Annotated in this window: 24 protein-coding genes; 14 read left to right on the top strand and 10 right to left on the bottom strand. The window is 66.0% G+C overall.

The genetic code is table 11. The features are described 5' to 3' along the window. Positions 1-26: 26 nt before the first annotated feature. Entirely contained in the window at positions 27-806 is a 780-nt protein-coding gene (locus ACTUWL_RS04405; protein ID WP_021080790.1) for a class II aldolase/adducin family protein, read from the bottom strand. Positions 807-972: 166 nt separating this feature from the next. Next, positions 973-2,622, bottom strand: coding sequence for a glycosyltransferase family 39 protein (locus ACTUWL_RS04400; protein WP_021080789.1), 1,650 nt, complete (start codon positions 2,620-2,622; stop codon positions 973-975). Between the two features lie 337 nt (positions 2,623-2,959). Here ACTUWL_RS04400 and ACTUWL_RS04395 point away from each other — a divergent pair, with 337 nt between their 5' ends. Then, positions 2,960-3,847: a hypothetical protein gene (locus tag ACTUWL_RS04395; protein ID WP_021080788.1), complete on the top strand. Its 888-nt coding sequence runs from the start codon at positions 2,960-2,962 to the stop codon at positions 3,845-3,847. A gap of 187 nt (positions 3,848-4,034) precedes the next feature. After that, positions 4,035-4,448, top strand: coding sequence for a MucR family transcriptional regulator (locus tag ACTUWL_RS04390; RefSeq protein ID WP_021080787.1), 414 nt, complete (start codon positions 4,035-4,037; stop codon positions 4,446-4,448). Between the two features lie 51 nt (positions 4,449-4,499). On the opposite strand, the gene ACTUWL_RS04385 is transcribed toward ACTUWL_RS04390, so the two are convergent. Beyond that, complete coding sequence (locus ACTUWL_RS04385) at positions 4,500-4,931, bottom strand: SufE family protein (protein ID WP_035652541.1); 432 nt, start codon at positions 4,929-4,931, stop codon at positions 4,500-4,502. A 143-nt stretch (positions 4,932-5,074) separates the two neighbouring features. Continuing rightward, complete coding sequence (locus ACTUWL_RS04380; protein ID WP_021080785.1) at positions 5,075-5,455, bottom strand: DUF5330 domain-containing protein; 381 nt, start codon at positions 5,453-5,455, stop codon at positions 5,075-5,077. 431 nt (positions 5,456-5,886) lie between these two features. Here ACTUWL_RS04380 and ACTUWL_RS04375 point away from each other — a divergent pair, with 431 nt between their 5' ends. Together ACTUWL_RS04375 and ACTUWL_RS04370 are read left to right on the top strand one after the other, a co-directional pair. Further along, complete coding sequence (locus ACTUWL_RS04375) at positions 5,887-7,695, top strand: PAS domain-containing sensor histidine kinase (protein WP_021080784.1); 1,809 nt, start codon at positions 5,887-5,889, stop codon at positions 7,693-7,695. After that, positions 7,688-8,461, top strand: a complete 774-nt coding sequence (locus tag ACTUWL_RS04370) for a peptidoglycan-binding domain-containing protein (protein ID WP_021080783.1) — start codon at positions 7,688-7,690, stop codon at positions 8,459-8,461. Before ACTUWL_RS04375 ends, ACTUWL_RS04370 begins: the two co-directional genes overlap by 8 nt. Before the next feature lie 58 nt (positions 8,462-8,519). Here ACTUWL_RS04370 and ACTUWL_RS04365 read toward each other — a convergent pair whose 3' ends face one another. Beyond that, positions 8,520-10,163 (bottom strand): ankyrin repeat domain-containing protein, encoded by a 1,644-nt coding sequence (locus tag ACTUWL_RS04365; protein WP_021080782.1) that lies wholly within the window; start codon positions 10,161-10,163, stop codon positions 8,520-8,522. Between the two features lie 225 nt (positions 10,164-10,388). On the opposite strand from ACTUWL_RS04365, the gene ACTUWL_RS04360 reads away from it, so the two are divergent. After that, on the top strand, positions 10,389-10,733 hold the full coding sequence (locus ACTUWL_RS04360; RefSeq protein WP_021080781.1) for a DUF1491 family protein: 345 nt from the start codon (positions 10,389-10,391) through the stop codon (positions 10,731-10,733). An 80-nt stretch (positions 10,734-10,813) separates the two neighbouring features. On the opposite strand, the gene ACTUWL_RS04355 is transcribed toward ACTUWL_RS04360, so the two are convergent. Then, on the bottom strand, positions 10,814-11,785 hold the full coding sequence (locus ACTUWL_RS04355) for a DUF2336 domain-containing protein (RefSeq protein ID WP_035652522.1): 972 nt from the start codon (positions 11,783-11,785) through the stop codon (positions 10,814-10,816). A 256-nt stretch (positions 11,786-12,041) separates the two neighbouring features. Here ACTUWL_RS04355 and ACTUWL_RS04350 point away from each other — a divergent pair, with 256 nt between their 5' ends. Continuing rightward, complete coding sequence (locus ACTUWL_RS04350) at positions 12,042-12,251, top strand: hypothetical protein (RefSeq protein ID WP_106940108.1); 210 nt, start codon at positions 12,042-12,044, stop codon at positions 12,249-12,251. Positions 12,252-12,267: 16 nt separating this feature from the next. Beyond that, positions 12,268-13,035 (top strand): hypothetical protein, encoded by a 768-nt coding sequence (locus tag ACTUWL_RS04345; RefSeq protein WP_021080779.1) that lies wholly within the window; start codon positions 12,268-12,270, stop codon positions 13,033-13,035. Here the strand turns inward: ACTUWL_RS04345 and ACTUWL_RS04340 are convergent. Next, positions 13,032-13,892, bottom strand: a complete 861-nt coding sequence (locus tag ACTUWL_RS04340; protein WP_021080778.1) for a LysR family transcriptional regulator — start codon at positions 13,890-13,892, stop codon at positions 13,032-13,034. The genes ACTUWL_RS04345 and ACTUWL_RS04340 overlap by 4 nt on opposite strands. Before the next feature lie 89 nt (positions 13,893-13,981). Here ACTUWL_RS04340 and ACTUWL_RS04335 point away from each other — a divergent pair, with 89 nt between their 5' ends. Continuing rightward, complete coding sequence (locus ACTUWL_RS04335; protein WP_021080777.1) at positions 13,982-14,824, top strand: MBL fold metallo-hydrolase; 843 nt, start codon at positions 13,982-13,984, stop codon at positions 14,822-14,824. Here the strand turns inward: ACTUWL_RS04335 and ACTUWL_RS04330 are convergent. Genes ACTUWL_RS04330 through ACTUWL_RS04320 form a run of 3 tightly spaced genes read right to left on the bottom strand, consistent with a single transcriptional unit; the run spans position 14,821 to position 18,303 of the window. Then, positions 14,821-15,441: a DUF1254 domain-containing protein gene (locus tag ACTUWL_RS04330; RefSeq protein WP_021080776.1), complete on the bottom strand. Its 621-nt coding sequence runs from the start codon at positions 15,439-15,441 to the stop codon at positions 14,821-14,823. The genes ACTUWL_RS04335 and ACTUWL_RS04330 overlap by 4 nt on opposite strands. Further along, entirely contained in the window at positions 15,438-16,016 is a 579-nt protein-coding gene (locus ACTUWL_RS04325; protein ID WP_021080775.1) for a DUF1214 domain-containing protein, read from the bottom strand. Before ACTUWL_RS04325 ends, ACTUWL_RS04330 begins: the two co-directional genes overlap by 4 nt. 1 nt (position 16,017) lies before the next feature. Continuing rightward, the gene (locus ACTUWL_RS04320) at positions 16,018-18,303 is read right to left on the bottom strand and encodes a transglycosylase domain-containing protein (protein ID WP_021080774.1); all 2,286 of its coding nucleotides are present in this window, start codon (positions 18,301-18,303) and stop codon (positions 16,018-16,020) included. A gap of 277 nt (positions 18,304-18,580) precedes the next feature. Between ACTUWL_RS04320 and ACTUWL_RS04315 the strand changes: the two genes are divergently transcribed. From ACTUWL_RS04315 to ACTUWL_RS04290, 6 genes are all read left to right on the top strand, one after another. Beyond that, on the top strand, positions 18,581-19,102 hold the full coding sequence (locus ACTUWL_RS04315) for a YcgN family cysteine cluster protein (protein WP_021080773.1): 522 nt from the start codon (positions 18,581-18,583) through the stop codon (positions 19,100-19,102). A 192-nt stretch (positions 19,103-19,294) separates the two neighbouring features. Continuing rightward, positions 19,295-20,887 carry an MDR family MFS transporter gene (locus ACTUWL_RS04310; RefSeq protein ID WP_021080772.1) on the top strand — a complete coding sequence of 531 codons (1,593 nt, stop codon included), beginning with the start codon at positions 19,295-19,297 and terminating at the stop codon, positions 20,885-20,887. 469 nt (positions 20,888-21,356) lie between these two features. Then, positions 21,357-22,580, top strand: a complete 1,224-nt coding sequence (locus ACTUWL_RS04305) for an ABC transporter substrate-binding protein (protein WP_106940109.1) — start codon at positions 21,357-21,359, stop codon at positions 22,578-22,580. A 94-nt stretch (positions 22,581-22,674) separates the two neighbouring features. Next, positions 22,675-23,550 (top strand): branched-chain amino acid ABC transporter permease, encoded by an 876-nt coding sequence (locus ACTUWL_RS04300; RefSeq protein WP_021082487.1) that lies wholly within the window; start codon positions 22,675-22,677, stop codon positions 23,548-23,550. 1 nt (position 23,551) lies between these two features. Continuing rightward, positions 23,552-24,478 (top strand): branched-chain amino acid ABC transporter permease, encoded by a 927-nt coding sequence (locus ACTUWL_RS04295; RefSeq protein WP_021082488.1) that lies wholly within the window; start codon positions 23,552-23,554, stop codon positions 24,476-24,478. After that, positions 24,479-25,957: an ATP-binding cassette domain-containing protein gene (locus ACTUWL_RS04290; protein ID WP_021082489.1), complete on the top strand. Its 1,479-nt coding sequence runs from the start codon at positions 24,479-24,481 to the stop codon at positions 25,955-25,957. The last annotated feature ends 2 nt before the right edge of the window (positions 25,958-25,959 follow it).

The raw sequence follows: 25,959 nt of genomic DNA, 5'->3' as shown, positions 1-25,959 counted from the left end.
GCAGCTTACCCCAGGATTGTGAAATTTCAATCACGGTAGCCGGGATTGACCCGGTCGAGCTTGCGCAGCAGCGGCGGCCAGACCAGCTGGGTCGAGCGCAGCTCGGCACGGTCCGGATTGGAGAGCAGCTCGGTGTTCTTGTCGATCGCGAGCTGGTCGACCGGATAGGCGATCGGTCCGAGCGTGCGGGTCGCGACCTGCATCGAGCAGGCGCGCTCCAGATGGTACATCCGCTCGAAGGCGGAGGCGACGGAGCGGCCGACCGTCAGCGTGCCGTGATTGCGCAGCAGCATGTGGTTCTTGGTGCCGAGATCGCGCTGCAGGCGCGGGCGCTCGTCATGGTCGAGCGCGATGCCTTCATAGTCGTGATAGGCGAGATCGTGGGTGACGAGCTGCGCGGTCTGGTTCAGCGGCAGCAGCCCCTCGGGGCCGCTCGACACCGCGGTGCCGTCGATCGTGTGCAGATGAAGCACGCAGCCGGCGTCCTCGCGCACCTCATGGATCGCCGAATGGATGGTGAAGCCGGCCGGGTTGATGCTGTAGTCGCTCTGCGAGAGCTGGTTGCCGTCGAGGTCGACCTTGACGAGGCTCGAGGCGGTGATCTCGTCGAACATCAGCCCGTAAGGGTTGATCAGGAAGTGATGCTCGGGGCCGGGCACGCGGGCCGAGATATGGGTATCGACCAGATCGTCCCAGCCATAGAGCGCCACCAGCCGGTAGCAGGCGGCGAGATTGATCCGCTGCTCCCATTCCGCCGCACTCATGTTCGATGGCACTTCCTTGAGACGCGCTTCCGCTGGCGACATGGCGATTGCTCCATTGATCGTTGTTGCTTGGTTCAAGCCTAGCGCCGTCGCCCTAGCGCAGCAAGGCAGCATACCAGCGTGACAGTCATGTCGGCATGCGGCCCACGATCCGAACGGCGATCGTCGGTGGGCAACCGCGCGATGGATCTTCTGAGATCGTGTCGCGCTACGGCGCCGGGATCGCCAGCAGGCTCGAAATGCTGCGGCCGCGGATGTCGTAGACGCGGGCGAACACGACGTCGTCGCGCTTGATCTCCACCATCACGGGTGCGGCAAGGCCCTTGCAGTAGAACTCGCCGAGCGTCATCGCGAAGTCGGCCGCATTGCTGTCCCAGCCGATCGTGAAGTCGGGGCCGAGCGCGACCTGCGCGGGACGCTGCGGTCCGCAGACCGCGACCTTCCACTTGCGATGCTGCGGCGGCACTTCCTGCCGCTCCGCCAGCTGCTCGCGCAAGCCGTCGGAGGCCTGCTTCAGCGCCAGGCCCCAATAGTCCAGCATGAAGAGATTGTCGGCGGTCCGCACCGTGCCGGCGATGTGGTTGAAGTGGGTGTACTGGTACGGATGCAAACGGATCATCTCGCTGAGCGGCAGCAGCAGGCCGAACGCGAACACCGCGAGCGCCGCCGGCTGCCAGGCGCGGCGGTTCTCGCCGAGCCAGTCCATGCCGCGGGCGAATGCGACGCCGGCGAGCACCGCCATCGGCGGGATCACGAAGATGAAGTGGCGGATTCCGTTGTAGAGCGCCGGCCGCTTCACCATCGCGATCACCAGCGGCAGGGTCGCCGCCAGCGTCAGCATCAGCATGATCGTCTTGCGCTTCGCGGTCACATCGTTGCGCGACAGCGACATGAAGGTGGCGACCACGGCCGCGGTGAGCAGCGCCAGCAGCACTTCGGGAAGCTGCAGCGCGAACAGCGTGGGCAGATAGGACCACGGCATGTCCGGCACCGACACCAGCGCGCCGTCGAACATCTCCTTCCACGGCTTTTCGAAGAAGTGCGAGAAATAGGTCACCGCTTCCAGCGGATGCCCGGGCTCCATGATCGACCACGGCCAGATCAGGCCCATCACGAGATAGCCGAGAGCGAGCCCTGGCAGCAGCACATAGACGACGTGGGCAAAGCGGTGGGTCGCCTCGCGCGCACCCTGCTTGCGGACTTCCTCGATCCAGAGCGGGATGAAGCCGATCACGGCGTAGATCAAAGCGAGGCCGCCAAGCACGCGGCAGCCGATCGCCAAGCCGGCACCCAGGCCCACGATCAGGATCGTGCGCGGCGAGGGGGCCGGATATTCCTCGATCAGGCGCACGAGGCCGAGGATCAGCACCACCATCGCCACGGCGAACGGTGCATCCTTCGGGTTCATGAACATGTGGCCGTAGAAGGTCGGGCACAGCGCCAGCAGCAGCAGCGCCGCCAGCCCCGCCAGCGGGCCGCCGACACGGCGTGCCAGGCGCCAGGTTACGGCGAGCCCGATAACGCCGACAACCGCGCCGAGCAGGCGGCGGGTCTCGAACAATTCGAGCGGAACGACCTTGTGCAGCAGGGCGGCAGCCATATCGAAGCCGCCGCCGTACATATAGAGATTGGCGAACGACAGCGCGCCGGTGTCCTTGAACCCGGACCCGTACATCCGCAGCAGGAGGTCGGCATATTCAGCGTGGGTGTAATCGTCCCAGCCCAGCCCATAATCGCGGAAAGTGAGCCCTGCGACCACGGCGACCACGCCGAGGACGAGGAATGCGAGATCGTCGCAGGTCTTCTCCACGGAGCGCCGCGCAGGCGCCTCGATGGCGGACGTCGTAATCGATGACATAGCTAGTGATACCGGCGTGCCTGTGGCCCAGTTTGGCGCTTTAGGGCCTCATTCCCCGGCATCCATAGCGCAGTTCAGTTTCCGAGTAATTGGGAATTGTGGCGTAATTTCCCAGATGCGTTGCAATAAATTGGCAGCAATTCGTAGCCAGTAAATCTACGGAAGCGGGCGCCGGCGCAGTTGGTGAGGCCCGCGAGGCGGACACCTGTCCGTCGGTTAAGCGGGATTTTAGGGAACTCCGTCTACAATTGGCGGTTGGCGGTGTGGGCAATATGACGGTATCGTGGCGTTGGTGGCCCACACCGATTTTCGGTCGGGTCTCCCGGGGGTTAGTTCGATGAAGGTTGGTCTGTTGGTCGTCGGCGCGGGCCTGGTTGTGGCGGGCTTGGCGGCGGTCGGCTTGGGAATCCCCTACAAGGAATTCAGCGTCGGCGGCACATTGATCACGACAGGCGTGACCGGCGTGTGCACGGGTGCGATCGTGCTGGCGCTTGCCGCGGTGGTTGGGGAACTCCAGGTCATCGCCGCGCGGCTCGAATCCGGTGCCGCGGCTGCCGGGGTCGACGTCCCGTCGCCTGCAACTTCCCCGCGTAATGCCCCCGACGATACGGTGTTCCCTCCGCCGCGGCAAGCGAAGGTCGCTGCACCCCCGCCGGTCCCGTCAGCTACGCCGACGGCCGCGGCGCCGCCGCCCTGGCACGATGAAATCCCTGCACGCGGCGCGCCAGCTGAGGTCGCACCGCCCGTGCCGGGTGCAGCGGCCGCGGACGGCGGCGCGCCGCCGAAGCGGCGCAATCTGTTGTTCTCTTCCTCGCGGAAGGAGCGTGAACGGACCGAGGCACGGGCTGCCGAGCCGCTGACGCCGGATCTGCTGTCGCCGGAGCTGCGTCCAGGTCCTGCCACGGCGGCCGATCCCGCACCGGCAACGTTCGACGATGCGTGGCCGAAGGCGGATCGGCCGAGGCCGGTCGATGTCGCCCCGCGGCGTGGCCCACGGGCGCCATCGACCTTCGGCGAGGCGCAGTCGGCGGCCGTGGCGCCGTCGTCCGGTCATCCGCCGCCGCCGCAGGAACAGCCCCCGGTGACGGTACTCAAATCGGGCGTCGTCGACGGCATGGCCTATTCGCTCTATTCGGACGGATCCATCGAAGCGCAGATGCCGGAGGGCATGATGCGGTTTGCCTCGATCGACGAGCTTCGCTCGCATCTGGAGCAAAGGCCGTAAATCTACGGCAATACTTGCGAACGGCCGGCGCGAAGTCTAGAACACGGCAGTTCTTGTCAGATTTCTTGTAATCCGTTCATATTCGCGAAGTAGTACGCGATTCTGTTGATGTATTGTCGCGCACGGATACTGCGCAACGGCGTGCCGTGCCGCGCCGCGCCGTCGAGAGCACGGGGAAGGTAGAGCCATGTCCGATACGTCAGGCAAAACGCCGGTCGAACTGACCGCCAACATCGTTTCGGCCTATCTCAGCAACAATCCGACGCCGGCCTCGGACATTCCGAACCTGATCGGCCAGGTCCACGCCGCCCTGCTGCGCGTGTCGAGCGGGCGCAGCGATACGCCGAGCGAGCCGGCCAAGCCCGCGGTGTCGATGAAGAAGTCGATCACGCCGGAATATCTGGTGTGTCTCGAGGACGGCAAGCGCTTCAAGTCGCTCAAGCGCCATCTGCGCACCCAGTACAACATGACCCCGGAGCAGTATCGCGACAAATGGGGGCTGCCGGCCGACTATCCGATGGTGGCGCCGAACTACGCGGTGGCGCGCTCTCAGCTCGCCAAGAAGATGGGCCTCGGCCAGCAGGCGCGGAAGCGGAAGTAGCGTCTAAGGCGTTTCCGGTTCACGTGAGGACGGCGCGCCAAGCAAGAAGCTCTACGCGGCTGACGCCAGCGCCTCGCGTGCATCGTTGCGGATGCGATCGACCATCGAGCGCAGCCCGTTGGAGCGCTGCGGCGTCAGATGGTCGCGGAAGCCGAATTCGTCGAACAGCGCGAGCGCGTCGGTGGCGAGGATATGCTGCGGCGTTTGCCCGGAAAACAGCGTCAGCACGATCGCGACCAGGCCGCGCACGATGTGGGCGTCGCTGTCGCCGAGATAGATCAGCCGCGGTTCGCCATTGGCATCGCGCTCGATCCGCTTCGACAGCCAGACCTGGCTGACGCAGCCCTGCACCTTGTTCTCGGCCGAATGCTCCGCCTCCGACAACGGTTCCAGCGTGCGGCCGAGCTCGATGACGTAGCGGTAACGGTCGTCCCACTCGTCCAGCAGCGCAAAATTATCCCTGATTTCGTCGATCGTCGTCATCGTGGCCCGCATCCTGTCCTTAACGGCTTATATAGGAAGGCGGGCCGCGAAAGCGACGAAAATGGAACCGGTTCCGGGTTGTTGGCCGCGTTTTGTTGACGCGAACCGGATGCCACGTCACCCGGAAACGCGCTGGCTTGCATTCACGGCGTCGGCGGCAGGCGGAACTCGATGGTCTGATCGTCCGCGGTCAGCGTGTCGCGCGACATGGTGGCCGAATCGATGTCGTCCCTGTCGATCGAGCCGGTGTGATCGGGCGGCTTCTTGTCGGTGATGATCTGGTAGAGCTTGCGCGCGCCGTCGGTCGCGCGCTGGCCGATCGCGGTCGCGGCCTGGCCGCCGACTTCGCAGGCGGACGGCTGACGCTTGCAGAACTGACCCATGTCGTTGATCGTCGCGGTCGCGGCCGACACCGCGTCCGATGCGCTGATCTGCGGCGTCTTGTCCGCTTCAGGTGTTTTGTCTCTCGGCAGCAGCACGAGCACAAGCCCGAGCCAGAATGCCAAACGCAGCAGGAAGAACATGGCGCGATCCCGGTCGTCTATCTTGTCTTTTGCTTCTTCGCGGTCGATGCCGCTCTTGTCCTCAGGGTTAGCATCGGTCGATAAATCGGAAGTATCTGCATTGAAGCAAATCCGCCGAAAAATCGCGGAAAATTCGCCCGAATTGATTCGCCGTAAATATTCGATTGATGGCGGCTAGTGAGCGCGAGGACACCGGCTGCGCCGCGTCCACCATTTCGAAACCATAGACGGGCGCACCCGGAAACCAGCCGTTCACCATCCCTGACAAATGACCGGTGAATGGCAACCTCGAAGCCTCCCAATGCACGGTGTTTGGCAGCAGGCCACCCCGCCTTAGCGTTCGCTTAAGTTCGCTCTGACACGTTGACCTGCAATCACGAAGGAGGCGTTCCGGCGCGTCTAACTGACGATTGAGCCGAAGCGCGAGTGCTGTGAGTAGTTTGAGTCTGATCCGCGATTGCCTGGATGCGCTGCTGCATCCGTCGGCGCAGTATGATGCGCTGACGCGTGCGCGCCATCGTGCCTTCATGGCGCCGCGGCTGCTCGGCAGCCTAGCGGCGCTGGCGTCGTTCCCTGCCTTTCTGGCGATGCGCGGTGCGCCGTCGGCGATCGAGGTCGCGGCGTTCGCCTGGCTGATCGCGCCTATCCTGCTGTCCTGGTTCCTGTCGCGCACCGGCCGCTACGAGGGCGCGCACGTGCTGTCGTCGCTGGCGCTGGGCGGTCTCGTGATGATGATCGCCGCGACCACCGGCGGCATCGCATCGTTCGCCGCGGTGTGGCTCATCGTGATTCCGATCGAGGCCGCGCTGTCGGCCTCGCGGCGCGTGGTGGCGTTTGCGTTCGCGCTGGCGATGATCTGCGCGGCGTTGCTGAGCGTGCTCGCACATTATCATGTGCTGCCGGCCGTCGATCCGGCGGTCGCCTCGAACAGCACGCTGGTCGGTTTCGGCGTCGTATCGGCGATCTTCTATGCTGCCGGGCTCGCCTTCGGCGCGGAGTCGCTGGCGCGCACCAGCGTGGCGCTGCTGTATGTCGAGGAAGAGCGCTACCGCCTGCTCGCGCATAACATGAGCGACGTGCTGTCGCGGCACAGCCGCAACGGCGCGGTGCGCTTCATTTCGCCTGCCGCCGAGATCATGCTCGGCGTGCCAGCCTCGCGGCTGTCGGGCCACGGCCTGTTCGACCGCGTCCACGTCGCCGATCGGCCGGCCTATCTCACCGCGCTGTCGGACGCCGCGCGGGGCGAGGCGCGCAGCGTCGAGTTCCGGGTGCGCCGCGACGGCGCGCGGGGCGAGGCCGCCGCCGAATTCATCTGGGTCGAGATGCGCTGCCGCGCGCTCGATCAGCCCTCGGCCGATGCCGAAGTCGTCGCCGTGATGCGCGACGTGACCGATCGCAAGGTGCAGGAGCAGGCGCTCGAACAGGCGCGCAATGTGGCCGAGCAGGCCGATGCGTCGAAGACGCGCTTCCTCGCCACCATGAGCCACGAGCTGCGCACCCCGCTCAACGCCATCATCGGCTTCTCGGAGATGATCGCGCAGGAGGACGTGCTCGGGCTCGACGCGGCGCGCCGCAAGGAATACGCCCAGCTGATCAACGACTCCGGCCAGCATCTGCTGTCGGTGGTCAACGGCATCCTCGACATGTCGAAGATGGAATCCGGCAATTTCGAGATTTCGCCGGAACCGTTCGCGCCGCGGCCGGCTTTGCTCAACTGCTGCAATTTGGTGGCGCTGAAGGCGCGCGAGAGCGGCGTCGACCTCGTCACCCGCGTGCCCGACGACCTGCCGATCGTGAACGGCGATCCGCGCGCGTTCAAGCAGATCGTGCTCAATCTGGTTTCCAACGCCATCAAGTTCACCGAGCGCGGCGGCAAGGTGACCGTGTCGGCCGGCATCGAGGGATCGCGGCTATTGCTGCGGGTCTCGGACACCGGCGTCGGCATCGCCGCCGACGATCTCAAGCGGCTCGGCGATCCGTTCTTCCAGGCCGGCAAGACCTATCAGCGCCGCCACGAAGGCACCGGCCTCGGTCTGTCCATCGTCAAGGGGCTGGTCGGCCTGCATCACGGCGACATGAACGTGGAGAGCAAGGTGGGCGAGGGCACCATCGTGTCGGTCGCGCTGCCGCTGGCGTTCACACCGCCGGCTGTCGAGCCGTCCAGCAATGTGTCGACCCTGAAGCCCGCGCTGCGATCCGGACTGCAAGAGCAAACCCATCAGGTGAAGAAGAGTGCCTAGACAGACTTTGGACGATGACGAAACGCCGCGGCGTCGCCGCGGCGCCAAGGCAGTGGCCATCGCGGCTGAGGAGGAGCGCGGCCTAGTGCTGCGACTGCTGCTGCACAGTCCGAAGGACCTCGTCGCGGGCGTGCTGGCAACGTCTGCCATTGTTGCGATTCTGATCAATGCGCTGTTCCTGCAGGCCGGCCGTCATCCGTCGCCGATGTTCGGCGGTTCGGTGGTGACGTTGCCGCCGCCGCCGGCTCCGGTTGCCGCGGTCACGAGCCCGATGCCGCGCCCGCGTCCAGCCGAGGCTGCCGCCCGATCGGTCGAGCCGGCCGGCGTGGAGCCGTCCAGGCCGGTCGACGTGAAGCCGGTGGAGACCAAGCCGGCCGAGACCAGGTCCGTTGAAGCCAAGCCGGAGCCGAAGCCGGTTCCGGTTGAGGCCAAGCAGGCCGATCCGATGGCCAACCTGGTGCTGAAGTCGACCGCCGCGCCGCCGGCGGCCGCACCGGCCCCGGCCGCCGCTCCGTCCAGCGTCATGCGCCCGCCGGCGCCGATCCCGACGCAGCATCTGAGCCCGGCCGGCAAACGCATCGCCTCGGTCCAGCGCACGCTGACCGAATATGGCTACGGCCAGCTCAAGCCGACCGGCACGATCGGCGCCGACACCCAGCACGCGATCGCCAAGTTCGAGCGGGCCCGCAAGCTGCCCGTGACTGGCCAGATGTCCGATCGTCTGGTGCGCGAACTGGGCGCGATGATCGGGCACTCGATCGACTAGTGCTTGTTCTGGCCGGGCTTGAGCCCGGCCATTTCGCATCTGACACATTGACGCGCCGTCAGGCGGCTTCGCCGAGCAGAACGTCCCTGACATCGTCGGAGAACAGCTTCCTGCGGCCGGCCAGCAGCACCCATTCCGGATCGTCGCGATCCGGAGTGGCGCGCGGCATGCCGTGATCGAGCAGGGCCCGTGCGCAGCCCTCCCAATCGCCGCCACTGATCGGCTCATTGCAGGAAGCCCACGCTAGGCTGCCGGAGACGTTGTCGCCGAAGCCGTGCTGCTCGGTCCACTCTGCGCCGTGCTCGAGCAGGAAGCGTGTCAGCCCGGCATTGCCGCGGAACACCGCATGATTGAGCGCCGACGCATCCCAGTCGCCGCCGCGCACCGCGATGGGCCAGCCGAGCTCGACCATCAGCCGCACCGCATCGTCGCCGCCTGCCGCGGCGAGTTCGGGCAGCAACCGCAGCTGCTGGGGTGAAAGCGAAGCCGGGAGATCGGGCCGGCCGGCCTGGATCTGTCGCGCCTCGGTCGCATTGCCGCTGCTGCACGCCGCGACGAACCGCTCGTCGTCGGCGAGCGTCTCCTCGCCGATGCGCTCGCGCAGCAGTTCGGCAACTTCGGTCAGGCCGAACTGCAGCGCGTATCGATAGGCGCTCAATCCGTCCGGTGTCGTGATGCGCGGGTCAGCGCCGGCGTCGAGCAGGGTCGTAATGCATTTTCGCGACCGCCGTCGCCGGATCGCCCACATCAAGGGTGAACCGCAATCGGTCAGTGGCGCGTTGCGGGCGGGCTCGTTCGGGTTGCCGCCGTGCCGCAGCAGCAATTCGAGAGCCGCCACGTTCTCGTCGTCGAGCACCTTGTACATCGCGTTGGTGCCGGCGATCCGCGCGCCATGTTCGAGCAGCACGCCCGTCGTCACGGAACCTTCGAGCGAGTGGTACAGCGATTCATTGTCGTTCGGATTGGCGCCGGCCTCGAGCAACAGCCTGGTCAACCCGAGGTCGTGATTCTGCCCGGCGGCGCCGTACAGGGCCGACAGCGGATTGCTGTCATCGGGTGCGTCGAGCGATCCGGGCGGCCAGCGGCTGCTGATGTGCTGGTCTGGGTCTGCGCCGGCCGCCAGCAGCAGGCGCGCGCAGCGATGCAGCCGCGCCTGAAATTCCGGAATCTGCAGCAGGCTGGAATGCGTGACCGCGACCAGCGGCGGCAGTTTCAGGGGACCGCCGGGTCGGTTGACCCATGCGGGATCGCTGGTCGCGATGCGCTGGATCGTGCTCTCGTCGCCGATGGCGCAGGCGAGATAGGGATCATCGCCGAAAAGGCCGGGATCCTCGCGGAGCATGCGCATTGCGACGCGCGGATTGGCGCGGTCGCTGGTGCCGGCGACATCTGCGGCGTAGACCAGTTGCAGCCATCGCCGCACACGATCGGCCTTGCTCTTGCCTGGCGGCAATTGTGCTTCGACATAGCGCCGCAGGTCCGGCCATGAGGCGAAGCCGAGATCTCGCGCGACGCAGGACTGCGCGTCGTGGAGCCGCAGATCGAGTGCGGCGATCTGCACGTCGCTGCGCCCGGCCGCAGCCGGCAGCGCCTGCCGGAAACGGGCGTAAGCCTCCGGTGCCTGCCGCCGGTACAGGCGGATCAGCTCCTTGGCTTGCTTCTTCAGATGTTCGAGATTCAATCGCGCGGGCGATCGGTTCATGGCAACCTCCGTGCATCATCGCCGATGGTCCACAAAACCGGCTGCACAAAGGCTTGGTTGGCCGCGTATTCGGTGCAAGTGGGTTCGACCCTTCCCGTGGACCCGGGCGCGGCTTGCACCGCAGATGGAAGGATATGAGCGAGGCCTGTATCGGTCAACCCGCCGCTGCGCGACGACATGCGTGACAATTGGACGTGGCCGCGCCGCTGGCCTATAGGTCGGCGCATGCGATTGAAAACCAGTATTTGGGTTGCGGCCTATCTGCGCCGCTGCCAGACCGAAGGCGTGTTCGGTGCGGTCCGCAAGAAGGGTGCGGAAGAGGCCGGCGCCGTGTTCGTCAAGGTGGCGCTGATGGACGGCAACGCGATGCTGTATGCACCGGCGCCGCAGACGGTCTATGACGACAGCCGTCCGGCGGAACGGCTATTCGTGCCGACGGCGCCGCAGCCGGTATCCGAGCCGTCAGTCGAGGAGCGATTGACCAAGGAGCTGCGCTTCGATCCCGATGCCTGGATCGTCGAGACCGAGGACCGCGCGGGGCGGCACTTCCTCGATCTGGCGAAGGGCTAGGACATGATCCGGAAAAGTGTGAAGCGGTTTTCCGGATAGATCATGCCCAAGATGAAAAGCTAAGGCGCGATGATCGCGCCTTAGCTTCCGGATTTCTGGTTGCGGATCGCGGCTGCGCTGCCGGGCTGCACCGACGATCGCGTCTGCGTCGATGCGGCGCGCACGCGATGGCGCTCGTCGTCATAGAGCGCCGAGCGATACTTGGCGCGGGCCACCGCCATGGTCGAGCCGCGCCATGCCGCCAGCATCACCAGCGCCGAGCGCTCGCTGAGGCGATCGTAGAGCCGTGACAGCCGATAGACATAGTTGACCGACGAACCGGCTTCCGGATTGAGGAACATCAGGATGCGCTGGAACGCGGCGCTCGACACGTCGAGCGCCCGCATCGCGCAGGCGAGCGGCTCACCGCCGGGATCGTTGACCACGTCGGCGGCGATCCGTGACGGCAGGATCAGCGCTTCGCCGAGTTCGAGCGTGAAGTTGTCGAGGTCCTCGGCGAACGCCGCCATCTCCAGGATGTGGATCGCGCGCGCGGCGCGGGCTGGCGGAATCCGTGCCGCGGCCTTCAGCGGCGTCTCCTGCAGATTGTGCAGGATCTGCGCGCGCTCGCTGGCGCTGGCGGCAAAGAACATGTCGGAGATTTCGGCGGCATCGTTCGGCCGCATCGCAAGGCTCGCGGCCATCCGCTGTTCGGCCTCGGTCGGGGTCTTCGCCGGCGGCGTGGAGGATGCCGGCGCGGCAATCGGCGCGGCCGCCGGCATCGGCTGATCCGGACCGGCGCGCCGGAGCCCGAGTTTGTCCATGATCGGGGCGGGCGTTGCCGGATAGATCGCTAGCCGCGCGCGGACGGCGGCGCGGGTCGCGTCGTCGACCTCGTCGATCAGGCGCGACGTCAGCTCGACGAACTGGCGCTCTTCATCGGCGGAGTGCGCGCTCGCCTGCACATAGAGGTCGGTCAGGACGCGCAGCAAAGTGGGGCGGATGTCGACGCCCTCACGACGGGAGAGCCTCATCAGCCCATCAAAACCAGGAAATAGCGGAGCTGCGCTCATCTCGGGCGTACGCGACTAGCCAGTAAGATTCGGTTTGAAAAACCCTGTGGCCGCGAGCCTACGCAGGCAGTTTTAAGACGCAGTTAAGGAAAACAAGCCGTGAAGGCGAACGCTCGAATTTGCGCGTGTCCATTAAGGCACAGCGCCATATCCGTAACCGTCCGTATCGGCAGCTTAAGATGTCATTAACCATGCCCGTTCTTAACTCGGCGTGCGCGGGGCAAATCATGTCCGTGCGGGCCAGAGAGAACGGAACATGGGTACCATCGTTGAGTTTCCGGCGGATGCGGCTGCACGGCGGCCGAGCACGGCCGGTGCTGCCGGCGAAGGCATGAGGACCGAAGGCTTGGGGACCGTGCTGATCCTTCCCGTCGTGCGGATCGAACGAACGACGGAGGAGACCGGCGGTGGTCGCGGACCGGAGCAGGGCACTGCGCAGGGGCGCCGTCGCCGCCGTCGCTCCTGATCGCGGATAGCGTGCAATGCCCGCGCCTGTGCAGCGGACCGCCGCTTGGCGGTCATTCCCGGCGCTGATCCTGCTGATCGCGGGCTCGGCGCTCGCGGGCTGCAGCGGCGGCGATTTCGGCCGCACCCGCGCCGATTTCCGCAACGACGACATGCATCGCTGGATGGGCGCAGAGGCGACCGGCAGCATCGGCAAGAACGCCTCGCAATTCCAGCTCACCGAACACGAACGCCAGTTGCGCGATCTCGCCTATCAGTTCGTCGAGCCGCCGCTGTCGCGCCCGGCGTGGAAGAGCGTGTTCGGCGACTACCAGCCGCTGCCCTCGCCCTGGCGGCAGAAGGCGGTGTTCGATCGCACCGCCTATGGTCGCAATTTGATCGACGAGCCGCACCGCTCGTTCGCCTCGCGCTATTCGCTGCTGATCGACCAGGTGCGCGACGACATCACGCGGTTCGAGCCGTTCTTCGCCACCGCGATCCAGGTGATCGAGCTCGACCGCAAGCGCAGTGCCAGCCTCAACATGATCGCCGACGTGTCGCCGCGCGAGCGGGCCGATGCGGTGGCGCGGATGGAAGAGAACACGCTGATTGTGCAGTGGGTCCAGCAGGCCCTGGAACGGCGGATCTCGTCCTATCGCTGGGCGCTGGAGCGTTTGGTGATCCAGGCGCCCGACGGCATGGCCGCCGATGCCGAACGCCAGATCAACGAACTCGCCCGGCTCACCGCCAACGCGCCGCTGGTCTCCGGGCCGGTCACGGGCCAGGCCGTGGTGACCAAGGGCTAGGCGCGCTTCACCTTCTTGATTGCGGACCTGACGCGGCGGCTGTTCGCCTGCCGCGGCAGGCTCGCAATGAATTCCTTCAGCGCATCGGATGGCGGATGGGCCGAGGGGTAGGCGAGGCCGACCTGGCGCGTGACGTCGACATCGATCGCGCGCACCGCGACATCAGGATTGCCGCGCGCCACGCCTTCGGGGACGATCGCGACGCCGACCCCGGCCGCGACCAGTGCCATCGCCCACTCCTCAAATTCTGCGATCGCCACCGGCTTGCGCGGCGGCGCGGTGCGCTTGAAAAGCTCCTGCTGTTCGCAATGGCAACGATCGATCATCGGAACGCCGGCGAAGTCGCTGGTCCGCAGCGTCTCCTTGAGGGTGAGGGGATGCGACGGCGGCAGTGCCGCGACATAGCGCTCGCTCCAGAGCGGGATGAAGTGCTCGCCGGGCACGATCATGGTTCTCGCGACGATCCGCGCGTCGGACTTCTGGCTGGCGCCGACCAGCCGAAGCGCGAGATCGGCGTTGCCGGTCAGCGGCTTCAACAGGGCGATGGTCCGCGCCTGATCGAGCGTCCGCAACAGACCGAGCGTCAGCGTCTGTTTCGTCCGCGGTTTGCGAAACAGGTGTCGCGCCGCGTCCGCCTCGTCGATGATCTTGCGGGCGATGCCGTGGAACTGCGCGGCGGATTCCGTCGGGGCCATGCCCTTCTTGTGCCGGATGAACAGCGTGGTGCCGAGTTCGGCCTCGAGATTGGTGATCGCCGCGGAGATCGACGGCTGCGAGATGAAACAGCGCTTCGCCGCAGCGGTGAGATTGCGCTCGCGGTAGACCGCGGCGAAATAGCGAAGTTCGCGGATATCCATAGTCTGATCCTATCGTATCGATAGAGAGACAATATTTTACCTATGGAAACGCGAGTGGCAAGTCTGCGCAGGTCAGCGGAGGATTTGTCATGCGGATTCATCATCTCAACACCGGCACGATGTGCCCGATCGGACAACGGCTCGTGAACGGCAGCGGCAGCCTCTTCCGGCGGGCGCGAATGGTCTGCCACTGCCTGCTGGTCGAGAGCAATGACGGCCTCGTGCTGGTCGACACCGGTATCGGGCTTGGCGACATCGCAGACCCGCCGCGGCTCGGCCGCAAATGGGTGCGGCAGACCACGCCGCGGCTCGATCCAACCGAGACCGCCGTGCGGCAGGTCAAGGCGCTCGGCTTCTCGCCCGACGAGGTGCGTCACGTGCTGCTGACCCATCTCGATCGCGACCATGCCGGTGGCGTGCCGGACTTTCCGAAGGCCAAGGTGCACGTCCATCGCAAGGAGTACGACATGGCGGTGACCCATCAGGTCACACCGCCCGCGGGACGCTACATCACCACGCAGTGGAAGCACGGGCCGGACTGGGCGATCTACGGCGAAGGCGGCGAGGACTGGTTCGGCTTCGAGGGGGTGCGGGCGCTCGGCGATCACGAGCCTGATATCCTGATGATCCCGCTGCCGGGCCACACGCTTGGCCATTGCGGCATCGCAGTGCGCGACAAGGACAGATGGCTGCTGCACGCTGGCGATGCCTATTTCCACCATGCGCAGCTCGACGCCAGGCCCCGGATCCCGCTCGTGCTCGGCCTGTTCCAGCGCCGGGCCGACATGGATCGCGCGACGCGTATCCGGAACCAGGAGCGGCTGCGCCAGCTGAAGGCGGCGCATGGCTCTGATGTCACGATCGTCAACAGCCACGATCCCGTCGACTACGAGAGCTGCCGCTGCGGCCGGCACACGCCGGCTGCGCGTTAGCGCTTACGGGCTGCAGGCGGTGGTGCCGGTGTAGGCAGCGGCGGCGGGGCCTCCTGCTTGGCCGCAGCCGGCTCGGCCTGCACCTTGCACGATGAGGCCGCGAGCGAGGCCTGCGCCTGGGGCATCAGGCCGGGCTCCGGCGCCAGCGCCTTCAAGAGGATCAGGCCGGTCGAGGTCGGCGAGTCGATGATCAGCCGGTCGGCGGCGGTGACTTCCTCGTCCTCCGGCAGCTCGTTGTGCTGCGCTTCCGTCATCAGGTCGAGCTCGATCACCTTCTTGCCGGCGGAGCGGTCGTTGATCGCGTAATAGGCGACCTCGTTGCGGGTGTAGAACGACACCGACGTATAGGCCTGGCTGACCGGCACGGTGAGCTTGAGCGGCCCGGTCGAGAGATCGTAGCGGCAGATCGCGACTGCGAAGGCCGGATCCATCAGCGGCATCGGCGAGTGGCTGGGGTCGGCCAGCGGCAGCTGGGTCACCTCGTTGAGCTTGGTCATCGGCGTCAGCCGCGAATAAGCGTCCTGCGAGGCGATCCGCGGCAGCGCCAGCACGCTGACGAGATGCACCACGCCGCCGAGCAGCACGCCTGCGAGGATCGTGAGCAGCACGCGGATCATGGGCAGCCCGTCGTCGTGATCGCGGGCATCGGCGCGTCGCGCTGGGTGCGGGTCGCGACCCCGACCGGCGTGTCGTAGAGCCGCAGCATCAGCGCGTAGCGTTCGATGCCGCCGGTCGGCAGCCAGTTGCCGGCGCGCGAGCGCGAGGCGATATGGATCTCGAACGTGCCGTCGGAGGCGCGCATGATCTCCTGGCTGGTGAAGCCGTAGCGTTGCAGCGAGTTCGCGACGAGGTGGCCCTTGCGGTCGAACAGCGTCAGCGTCCAGAACCGCGCCGCCGGCGTCACGCCGCTGACGACGACGTCGCAGCGGCCGTCGAGCGGCTTGTTCTTGTCGTCCGAGGTCGCCGAGAATGCGATGCCGTCGCCGGTGCCGATCGGCAGCTCGCCGCTGCGCGCGATGGTGGCGCGCGAATAGGGGTCGACGTCGGAGGTGCCGCTTTTCGGCCGCGCGGTCCAGGCGCCGATCTTCAGCGTGCCGAGATCGGTGCCGCGCGTCGCAGTCGCGTAGGTCAGCCCGAGGCCGACGGCGGTGGCGATGACGAGCGCCAGCAGGGTGGTGAGGAGGAGCCGCACGTCAGTTCTTGCGTGGCACGGGGGGCGTCGCGCCGTCCGGGCCGGCCGCGGCAACGTAGTTTTCGGGGAACGCCAGCGCGCTCGAGGACTCCGGCTTGCCGATCTTCGCGGGCTCGTTCAGCGTGGTCTTGCCGGTGGTCTTCTCAGCAGTTCTGGCAGCGTCATCGAGCAGCTTCTCGACCCGTACCAGGATATCCGCGCCGCGCTTGGTCAGCACCGGCGGCGGACCCGGCTTGGTTTCCAGCACGCGCGGCGCCGCGTTGGCCTGGGCATTGGCCTGCGCCGGCTGCGGCGGCAGCTTCTGGCCCATGCCGACGCCGTTGAGCTCGCGTACCTCCACGCCCTGATGCGCGGCGACCATGATGTCGTGCCAGGTCTGCGCCGGCAGCGAGCCGCCGGTCATGCGGTTGGTCGGCGAATAGTCGTCATTGCCGTACCACACCGCGCAGGTGAAGTTGCCGGTGTAGCCGACGAACCAGGCGTCGCGATAGGCATTGGTGGTGCCGGTCTTGCCCGCGGTCGGAATGCCGTCGAGCGCGGCGCGGCGCGCGGTGCCTTCACTGACCACGTGGCTCATCATGCCGGCCATGTCGGCGGCGATATTCGGCGGGATCGCCTGCCGCGGCTTCGGCCCGTCGCGGTCCCAGCGCCAGACGAGATCGCCGGCGCCGGTGCGCACCTCGAGCACCGAATGCGGCGTCACCGCCTTGCCGCGGTTCGGGAAGGTCGCATAGGCCACCGCGTGCTCCAGCACGGTGACTTCGTCGGAGCCGATCGGCAGCGACGGCGTATCCGGCAGCGGTGCCTTGAGGCCGAAGCGGCGCGCCACCTCGACGATCTTGGCGCGGCCGGCCTTCGGGCCTTCCTTGCCGCCGAGCATGATCGAGAGCTTGACCGGCACCACGTTGATCGAACGCGTGATGGCCTGGGTCAGCGTGACCTGGCCCGAATAGGAGTGGCCATAGTTCTGCGGGCACCAATTGCCGATGCAGACCGGGCCGTCCACGACCTTCGAGTTCGGCGTGAAGCCGTTCAGCAGCGCGGTGGTGTAGACATACGGCTTGAACGACGAGCCCGGCTGCCGGTAGGCGTCGGTGGCGCGGTTGAACTGGCTCGCGCCGTAATCGCGGCCGCCGACCATGGCACGGATGCCGCCGTCGAGATCGGACACCACGGTCGCGGCCTGCGTCGCGTGATAGTCGCGGCCGAACTGGCGGAGCTGGTTCTCGATCGCTTCCTCGGCCGCCTTCTGCACGTTGATGTCGATCGCGGTGCGGACCACGAAGACGCGCTCGGTGTAGGATTTCGGGAAGGTGTCGACCAGCTTGCGCATCTCGTCGAAGGCGTAGTCGAGATAGTAGTTCGGCGAGTTCTCGTCGCGCCGGTCGACCGCGACCGCCGGATTGCGGCGGGCACCGAACACCTGGCCCTCGGTCATGAAGCCGGCATCGACGAGGTTGTCGAGCACGACGTTGGCGCGGGCGCGCGCGGCGGGCAGGTTGATGTGCGGGGCGTATTTGGTCGGCGCCTTGAACAGGCCGGCGAGCATCGCGGCCTCCGCGAGGTTCACGTCGCGCACCGACTTGTTGAAGTAGAAATGCGCCGCGCCGTCGACGCCGAAGGTGCCGCCGCCCATATAGGCGCGGTCGAGATAGAGCTTCAGGATCTCGTTCTTGGTGAGGCGCGTCTCCAGCCAGATCGCGAGGAAGGCTTCCTTCACCTTGCGCTCGATGGTGCGCTCGTTGTTCAGGAACAGGTTCTTGGCGAGCTGCTGGGTGATCGACGAACCGCCCTGGCGGACGCCGCCGGCCTGCGCGTTGGTGACGAGCGCGCGGGCGAGGCCGGGCACGTCGATGCCGAAATGGTCGTAGAAGCGGCGGTCTTCGGTCGCGAGCGTCGCCTTGATCAGATTGTCCGGAAAATCTTCCAGCGGGATCGAGTCATTATGCTTGATGCCGCGGCTGCCGATCGGGTTGCCGTAACGGTCGAGGAAGGTCACCGCGAGGTCGGACTTCTTCAGCCAGTCCTCGTCAGCGGTCTCGCGGAAGGCCGGAATCGCGAGCGTCAGCATCAGGATCATGCCGCCGAGCCCGAGCGTTGCGGCTTCCGACAGCGGCTCGATGAACACCCAGCGCTTCCAGCGGCCGACATAGAAGCGGTCCATGAAGGTGGAATAGCGCTCGTAGAGCTCGCGCAGGCCCTTGCCCGACGAGAACAGCGTCGAGTCGATACGCGCATCGAGGTCCAGGAAGAAATTCCGGACCTTCTGTTTCCAATGCGACGGCACCGGGTCCCTTGATCAGTTCGACAGCGCTGCGGGCGCCCGAAATGGGCACAGGCCAGCGTCTTGCTTCGATGTTGCGGCAATCCCAAGGCGCTTTTGCGTCGTTGGGGACTCGTTCCACGTTCTATCCGAGCGGCTGCCATAAACCAATGGCGCGGCTGGTGAATTTAATGAAAGGCCTAACGCTGCCCACCGGCTTTTGCGACCCCGCAATCGCACCCCCTTGCGGAGCCGGCGCCGGCGTCCCAAGAAGGGTTGCACCGCCATTTCCAGGGACATCATGACCGCACCGCCCAAGCGCCCGTCGGACCAGGAGGGATTCTTCTGGAAAACCAAGACGTTGGAGGAGATGTCCAACGCCGAATGGGAAAGCCTGTGTGACGGCTGCGCGCGGTGCTGCCTGGAGAAGCTCGAGGACGAGGACACCGGCAAGATCTACTTCACCCATATCTCCTGCAAGCTGCTAGATGCCGGTCTGTGCGCCTGCAAGGACTATCCGAACCGCTCCGAGCAGGTTCCGGATTGCGTCCGTCTCACCCCCGAAAATGTCCGCACCCTGAACTGGCTGCCGCCGAGCTGCGGCTACCGCCTCGTGGCCGAGGGGCGGGACCTCTATTGGTGGCATCCCCTCATCTCGGGCGATCCCAACACCGTTCACGAAGCCGGGGTCTCGGTGCGCGGCCGGGTCGAGGGTACCGAGATCGATGTCAACGACGCCGATCTCGAGGATCACATCGTACGTTGGCCGGCCTTGCTGCCGAAACGAGCCCAATTGAAGAAGCGCCCGAAGGCCTCCAAGTAGATTTTCAGGACGTGGCGATGCCGTCGCCGGAACTGGTGCCGGCGCTGCCGCGATCACGTCATCGCGAGAACATCGCTGCGGGATGCACCCATGCGCTGGGGTGGCTGCCTCAGCAGGCAATTGCTGCATAAATTGCGAAACAGAGAATGATTCCATCGCGGGACGCGCCCGCGCAGCAGCATTACGCCCCAAATGAACAAGTATGAACGGCAGAGCCCGTGTCCTGCCGACCAATCCACATTGCCTGACGATATTGCCGAAGAGCTGTCTCACCTCCCGAGCGAGGTGATCGAACTCAGCGACGCGCCGCCGCTGGCGCCGCCGGCACCGCTCAATCCGGATGAAGTCCGCACCATCGTGATCAGCCTGATGCTGACGATGTTCCTGGCCGCGCTCGACCAGACCATCGTCGCGACCGCGCTGCCGACGATCGGACGCCAGTTTCACGATGTCACCAATCTTTCCTGGGTGATCACGGCCTATCTGCTGGCCTCGACCGCGGTGGCGCCGGTGTTCGGCACGCTGAGCGACATCTATGGCCGCCGCGTCATGATCATCACCTCGCTCAGCCTGTTCGTAGTCGGCTCGGTGCTGTGCGCGATCGCGCCCAGCATGACGATGCTGATCATTGCCCGCGGCCTGCAGGGGCTCGGCGGCGGCGGCATCATGCCGGTGGTCCAGACCGTGATCTCCGACGTCGTCACCCCGCGCGAGCGTGGACGCTATCAGGCCTATTTCTCCAGCGTCTGGATGGCCGGCGGCATTCTCGGCCCGGTGGTCGGCGGCGTGTTCGCCGAGCATCTGCACTGGTCGATGATCTTCTGGATCAACCTGCCGCTTGCAGCCGCCGCGCTCGCGCTGCTGCTGCCGAAGATGGGCAAGATCCCGGTGTTCCACCGCAAGCGCAAGGTCGACTGGCTCGGCGGCGTGCTGCTGATGGCCTCGGCCGTGGTGCTGATGCTGGTGCTGACCTGGGGCGGCACGCGTCTCTCGTGGCTGTCGCCGACCATCACCGCGATGATCGGCACCTCGATCGCGCTCGCCGGCGGCTTCGTCTGGCATGCGCGCCGCGCCGACGAGCCGTTCCTGCCGCTGTCGCTGCTCGGCGGCTCGGTGGTGCCGTTCGCGATGGGCGCGGGCGGCTGCGCGCTCGGCGCCATGGTCGGGCTCACCGTGCATCTGCCGCTCTATTACGAGGTGGTCTACCACCTCACCGCCAGCGAGGCCGGCCTGGCGCTGATTCCGCTCGCGGCGATCTCGACCTTCGGCGCGGCAATCGCCGGCCGGACCATGGCGAAGGCCAAGCACTACAAGCGGGTCGCAATCGTCGGCACCTCGGTTGCGGCAATCTGCGCCGTCGGCATGGCGATGACGACGCTGCCGCTCTGGGGATTGCTGCTTGTGATGAGCGTGTTCGCGCTCGGGCTCGGCACCACATTCCCGATCAGCGTGGTGTCGCTGCAGAACGCGGTGGCGCGGCCGCAGGTCGGCACCGTGACCGGCGCGATGAATTTCTTCCGGGCGATGATGGCGTCCTTCACGGTTGCCGCCTTCACCACGATCCTGCTGATGACGCTCGGCACCGACATCTCGCTCGCCGGCGAGCATCAGGCCGCGGCGGCGAGCACGGTCAGCGCAATCCCGATGGCCGACATGATCCATGCGTTCCGCTACGTGTTCGGCGCCGCCGCCGTGCTGCTGACCACCGCCTCGATCTGCATGATCACGATGGAAGAGCGCCCGCTCGCCGGCCCCGCCGCGCAGCCGGTGGAGATGGCGGAGTAGGGGCGGGCTTACGTCGCAGCGCAAGTTGCAGGCGGGACTCGTCGTTCGTCGTCCTGGCGAAAGCCAGGACCCATAACCACCGCCCTTCGGTGATGAGCGGGATCGCGGCCCCAGCGTCGCGCAGCAATTGAGATTTTGGGTAATGGGTCCTGGCTTTCGCCAGGACGACGGCGCGTATGTTGCCCGGTCATGCAGCTTGTTCGGTGTCATCGCCCGGTCGAGCCGGGCAGCGACGCGAGGAGAGATCGTCGCCCACGACTCTCATTTATTCCCGCTCTGCCTCATATTTATTCAGCCCGCCGGCGCCGACCCACTACTTTAGTTGCCGTCCGCGCATGGCGATCTGCGCGCAGTTTCACTTGCTGCGCATTTTGTCGCAGCTATAGTCCCGCCCCAAGAGCTCGAAGCAGCCGAACAAAAAGAGGAGAGAAACAGGGTGAAGAGAACATCGCGACTGCCTGTTCATGCGATGCAGCAACTTGCCGGAGCGGCCGTGTTGGGTCTTTTGGCAGCCAGTCCCAGCGGAGCGCTGGCGGCTGACACCCTCAAGATCGGCGTGATTGCCGAAGCGCAGGCAATCGCCGGCGCATCGATCCCGCAGGCGGCGCAGCTCGCCGCCGACGAGATCAATGCCAAGGGCGGCATCGACGGCCGCAAGATCGAAATCGTTTCTTACGACAATCACTCGTCCTCGGCGGATTCGGTGCGCGCATTCCAGCGCGCGGTCAACGAGGACAAGGTCAATGTCGTCATCTCGAGCTACATCAGCGAGGTGGTGCTGGCGCTCGAGCCCTGGGCCTCGCGGCTGAAGACGCCGTTCGTCACGCCCGGCGCCGCCTCGAACGAGATCAGCAAGAGCGTCCACGCCGACTACGAGAAGAACAAGTACACCTTCCACGGCTACCTGACCTCGGCGGCGCTGGCGCTGTCGGTCTGCGACGCCGCCAAGGAGCTTTTGGTCGATCAGAAGCACATGAAGACCGCGGTCATCATGAGCGAGGACGCGGCCTGGACCAAGCCGCTCGACGTCGGCTACGAGGAGTGCCTGCCGAAGATCGGGCTCAAGGTCGTCGACCATATCCGCTTCTCGCCCGACACCACCGACTTCACGCCGATCTTCAACAAGGTCGAAGCCGCCAAGCCCGACGTGATCATCACTGGCATCTCGCATGTCGGCGTGCAGCCGACCGTGCAATGGAAGAACCAGCAGGTGCCGATCCCGATGTTCGGCATTTCCTCGCAGGCGACCAACGAGACCTTCGGCAAGGACACCAATGATGCGGCGGAAGGCGTGCTGTATCAGGGCGTGTCGGGCCCGAACGTCGCGGTGACGCCGAAGTCGGTCCCGTTCGCGGAAGACTTCAAGAAGCGCTACGGCAACTATCCGTCGTATGCAGGCTACACCGCCTATGACGAGGTCTACTACATCGCCGATGCGGTGAAGCGCGCCGGTTCGGTCGAGGCCGACAAGGTGGTCGATGCGCTCGAGAAGACCGATTGGGAAGGCACCATCGGACGCGTCCAGTTCTACGGCAAGGACGATCCGTTCACCCATTCCATCAAGTACGGCAAGGGCCTGATCACCGGACTGATGCTGCAGTGGCAGGGCGGCAAGCAGGTCGCGGTCTGGCCGAAGGAGGTCGCCAAGAGCGATCTCAAGTTCCCGAGCTTCATCAAGCTCACCACGAACTGACTGATGATCATGCTCCCGGGCCGGTCCCGGGAGCATCGCTATTCAGTTCCGCATCCTCCACAACAGGCAGCCCTGCTGCCGCGGCCGATATGAGATGCTTGCCTTACAAATCCTGATCGATGGTTTTGCCATCAGTGCGCTCTATGCACTCGGCGCGACCGGCTTCACCCTGATCTTCGGTGTTTCCGGCGTCCTCAACCTCTCCCACGGTGCCATCATGGTGGCCGCAGCGGTCGCGGCCTGGGCCGCGGCCAGCGTGTTGCACCTCGACATCTACTCAGGTGCGCTGTTCGGGGTCGGCGTCGCGCTGATAGTCTCTTTCGCGACCTATTTCGCGGTCGTGAAGCCGATCCAGAATTCGACCCGGATCCCCAACGAGGAGAAGGAGATCTTCGTCCTCACCGGCACCCTGCTGTGGGGCATCATGATCCAGGAGCTGATCGCCTATTTCTTCACCAACAACGCCAAGACGGTGCTGCCGATCGTCGAGGGCGTCGTCGACATCTTCGGCAACCGCACGCCGCGCAACAACATCTTCACCGCGCTGGTGTGCTGCCTCGCGATCGGCCTGCTCTGGCTGCTGGTGAACCGCACCCGGACCGGCAAGGCGGTGTTGGCGGCCTCGATGAACCCGCGCGGCGTCACGCTGCTCGGGCTCGAGCTCACCCAGATCTACATTGTGGTGTGGGGCATCTACGGCATCCTCGCCGGCATCGCCGGTGTGCTGCTCGGCATGTTCTTGGGCGTCAGCTCCTACAGCGTCGGGCCGCTGACCGCGAGCGCGTTCTCGATCGTGGTGCTCGGCGGCCTCGGCAGCGTCTCCGGCTCGCTGATCGCGGCCTTCGTGGTCGGTTATCTCGAGACCATCACGGCCTACATGATCTCGCCGGCCTACCGCACCATTCCGGCGCTGCTGCTCTTGGTGTTCGTGATGTACATCCGGCCCCAGGGCCTCTTGGGGAGGCGCTGAGATGGCCAACTTCTTCACCTCGCGCCTGTTCTTCATCTCGCTGGTCTGCGTGGCGGTTGCGGCGACGCTGCCGCTCTACGTCTCGGGCTACATCCTCGGGCTCCTCACCGTCGCGTTCTATTTCGGCGTGTTCGCGATGGCCTGGGACCTGCTGTTCGGCTTCGCCGGCGAGGTCAATTTCGGCCCGACCTTCCTGATCGGCACCGGCGCCTACACCGCCGGAATCCTCAACAACCAGTACGGCTGGTCGGTCTATGTCTGCATCCTGCTCGGCGCGCTCGCCTCTGTTGTCGCGGGCTTCGTGCTGGCGCTGCCGGCGCTGCGGGTGAGGGGGCCGTATTTCGGCCTCACCACGCTGGTCGCGGTGCTGATGTTGCAGAATTTTGTGGTCGTTTTCGCCGATCTCACCGGCGGCGAGATCGGGCTGACGATCCCTGACGTCATCACCATCAATGCCGGCGCCAATTACTGGATCGCGCTCGGCTTCATGACCATCAGCGCCGCGATCCTGTACGGGCTGTCGCAATCGCCGGTTGGACTCGTGCTGCAGGCGAGCGGGCAGGACCCTGTGCAGGCGGGCGCGCTCGGCTTCAACATCGTCAAGCACAAGCTCGCAGCCTTCATCGTCAGCGCGTTCTTCTCCGGCCTGTCGGGCGCGCTGCTGGTGTTCTACTTCGGCACCGCCTCGGTCGGCACCGTGGTCGACGTCGCGGTCGGCGTCAACGTGATCGTCTCCGCCGTGCTCGGCGGCCGGCGCACCGTGCTGGGCGCGGCGTTAGGCGCGATCTTCCTGATCGTGGCCGGCGAGTTCCTGCGCCCGACCGGCGAGCTTGCCACCTTCATCGTTTCGGCGGTGGCGCTGCTCGTTGTCCTGTTCTTCCCCGGCGGTTTCCTCGGAGCGGCCCTGTCACGCGAGGCGCGCTCTTAAATGGATCAGACCGTGACCACAGCAACGCTCACCGTCCGCGGACTGACCAAGAGATTCGGCGGCTTGACCGCCGTGAAGAACCTCTCGTTCGACCTGCACCCGGGCGAGATCCTCGGTCTGATCGGGCCGAACGGCTCGGGCAAGTCGACCGCGATGAAGAGCGTGATGGGCATCGAGCGCCCGACCGCGGGAGAGGTGATCTTCGACGGCGAGAACGTCGCTGGCCTTCCCGCGCACAAGATCGCGCGCAAGGGCTTCGGCATGGTGTTCCAGCACTCGCGGCCGCTGAACCGGCAGACCGTGCTGGAAAACATCATGGTCGCGCTGCTGCCCGACAGCCTGTTCATGCTGTTTCCCGACAAGGCACTGACCGAGCGCGCCAAATGGATCGCCGAGCGCGTCGGGCTCGGCGCGGTGATGGATCGCCGTCCGCCGACGCTGCCGTTCGCCGATCTGCGCCGGCTGGAATTGGCGAAGGCGATCGCGCGCGATCCGAAGGTGGTACTGGTCGACGAACCCTTTGCGGGCCTCACCAGCGCCGAAGTCGGCACCTTCTCCGCCCTGATCCGCAGCTTCCGCGACGAGGGACGCGCGGTGATGCTGGTCGACCACAACGTCAAGAGCGTCGCGGCCCTGGTCGACCGCGTACTCGCGATGTATCTCGGCGAGGAGATCACGACCGGCCGCGCCGAGGACGTGATGAAGAACGAGACCGTGCGCCGGGTCTATCTCGGCGGCGCGATCGAGACCCACGCGCGACCCGAGACCTCGTTCAAGGACAAGGTGCCGCTGCTGCAGGTCGAGAATGTCAGCGTGCATTACGGCAAGGCGCAGGCGCTGGAGAACGTCTCGATCCACGTCCATGAGGGCGAGTTCGTCTCGATCGTCGGCCTCAACGGCGCCGGCAAGACCACGCTGTTCAACACGATCTCCGGCTTCCTGCCCTATACCGGCGAGATCCTGCGCGGCGGGCAGCCACTGCGCGGCACCGGGCCTGCCAAGATCGCCCGCTCCGGCCTCGTGCAGTGCCCGGAATCGCGCGAACTGTTCGGCGAGATGACGGTGCGGGAAAACCTCGATCTCGGCGGTCAGCATCTCGACGACGCGGCGCGGGCCAGGCAGCTCGCCTGGCTGTTCGAGCTGTTCCCGATCCTGAAGGAACGCCAGGGCCAGATGGCCCAGACGCTGTCCGGCGGCGAGCAGCAGATGCTGGCGATCGGCCGCGCGCTGATGATGCAGCCGCAGATCCTGATCCTCGACGAGCCGACGCTGGGACTTGCACCGGTCATCCTCGAACTGTTGTCGAAGGCGCTGGAGAAGCTGCGCCAGACCACCAAGATCACGGTGTTGCTCGGCGAGCAGAACGTGACCTTCGCGCTTCCGCATGCCGACCGCGTCTATGTGCTGGAGCACGCGCGGATCGTCTGGGAGGGCGATCCGGGCCGGTTCGCCGCGGAGGCCGGCAAGGACTTTCTCTGACG

The organism is Bradyrhizobium sp. WCU1 (assembly GCF_053474805.1).
The sequence above is the reverse complement of the archived record's forward strand: the minus strand, read 5'-3'. Positions and strand labels throughout refer to the sequence as shown.

What these genes read in the sequence shown, in the direction of transcription:
- ACTUWL_RS04405 (WP_021080790.1), bottom strand. Translation starts at nt 806, where the DNA reads ATGTCGCCAGCGGAAGCGCGTCTCAAGGAAGTGCCATCGAACATGAGT.
- ACTUWL_RS04400 (WP_021080789.1), bottom strand. Translation starts at nt 2,622, where the DNA reads ATGTCATCGATTACGACGTCCGCCATCGAGGCGCCTGCGCGGCGCTCC.
- ACTUWL_RS04395 (WP_021080788.1), top strand. Translation starts at nt 2,960, where the DNA reads ATGAAGGTTGGTCTGTTGGTCGTCGGCGCGGGCCTGGTTGTGGCGGGC.
- ACTUWL_RS04390 (WP_021080787.1), top strand. Translation starts at nt 4,035, where the DNA reads ATGTCCGATACGTCAGGCAAAACGCCGGTCGAACTGACCGCCAACATC.
- ACTUWL_RS04385 (WP_035652541.1), bottom strand. Translation starts at nt 4,931, where the DNA reads ATGACGACGATCGACGAAATCAGGGATAATTTTGCGCTGCTGGACGAG.
- ACTUWL_RS04380 (WP_021080785.1), bottom strand. Translation starts at nt 5,455, where the DNA reads ATGTTCTTCCTGCTGCGTTTGGCATTCTGGCTCGGGCTTGTGCTCGTG.
- ACTUWL_RS04365 (WP_021080782.1), bottom strand. Translation starts at nt 10,163, where the DNA reads ATGAACCGATCGCCCGCGCGATTGAATCTCGAACATCTGAAGAAGCAA.
- ACTUWL_RS04360 (WP_021080781.1), top strand. Translation starts at nt 10,389, where the DNA reads ATGCGATTGAAAACCAGTATTTGGGTTGCGGCCTATCTGCGCCGCTGC.
- ACTUWL_RS04355 (WP_035652522.1), bottom strand. Translation starts at nt 11,785, where the DNA reads ATGAGCGCAGCTCCGCTATTTCCTGGTTTTGATGGGCTGATGAGGCTC.
- ACTUWL_RS04350 (WP_106940108.1), top strand. Translation starts at nt 12,042, where the DNA reads ATGGGTACCATCGTTGAGTTTCCGGCGGATGCGGCTGCACGGCGGCCG.
- ACTUWL_RS04345 (WP_021080779.1), top strand. Translation starts at nt 12,268, where the DNA reads ATGCCCGCGCCTGTGCAGCGGACCGCCGCTTGGCGGTCATTCCCGGCG.
- ACTUWL_RS04340 (WP_021080778.1), bottom strand. Translation starts at nt 13,892, where the DNA reads ATGGATATCCGCGAACTTCGCTATTTCGCCGCGGTCTACCGCGAGCGC.
- ACTUWL_RS04335 (WP_021080777.1), top strand. Translation starts at nt 13,982, where the DNA reads ATGCGGATTCATCATCTCAACACCGGCACGATGTGCCCGATCGGACAA.
- ACTUWL_RS04330 (WP_021080776.1), bottom strand. Translation starts at nt 15,441, where the DNA reads ATGATCCGCGTGCTGCTCACGATCCTCGCAGGCGTGCTGCTCGGCGGC.
- ACTUWL_RS04315 (WP_021080773.1), top strand. Translation starts at nt 18,581, where the DNA reads ATGACCGCACCGCCCAAGCGCCCGTCGGACCAGGAGGGATTCTTCTGG.
- ACTUWL_RS04310 (WP_021080772.1), top strand. Translation starts at nt 19,295, where the DNA reads ATGAACAAGTATGAACGGCAGAGCCCGTGTCCTGCCGACCAATCCACA.
- ACTUWL_RS04305 (WP_106940109.1), top strand. Translation starts at nt 21,357, where the DNA reads ATGCAGCAACTTGCCGGAGCGGCCGTGTTGGGTCTTTTGGCAGCCAGT.
- ACTUWL_RS04300 (WP_021082487.1), top strand. Translation starts at nt 22,675, where the DNA reads ATGCTTGCCTTACAAATCCTGATCGATGGTTTTGCCATCAGTGCGCTC.
- ACTUWL_RS04295 (WP_021082488.1), top strand. Translation starts at nt 23,552, where the DNA reads ATGGCCAACTTCTTCACCTCGCGCCTGTTCTTCATCTCGCTGGTCTGC.
- ACTUWL_RS04290 (WP_021082489.1), top strand. Translation starts at nt 24,479, where the DNA reads ATGGATCAGACCGTGACCACAGCAACGCTCACCGTCCGCGGACTGACC.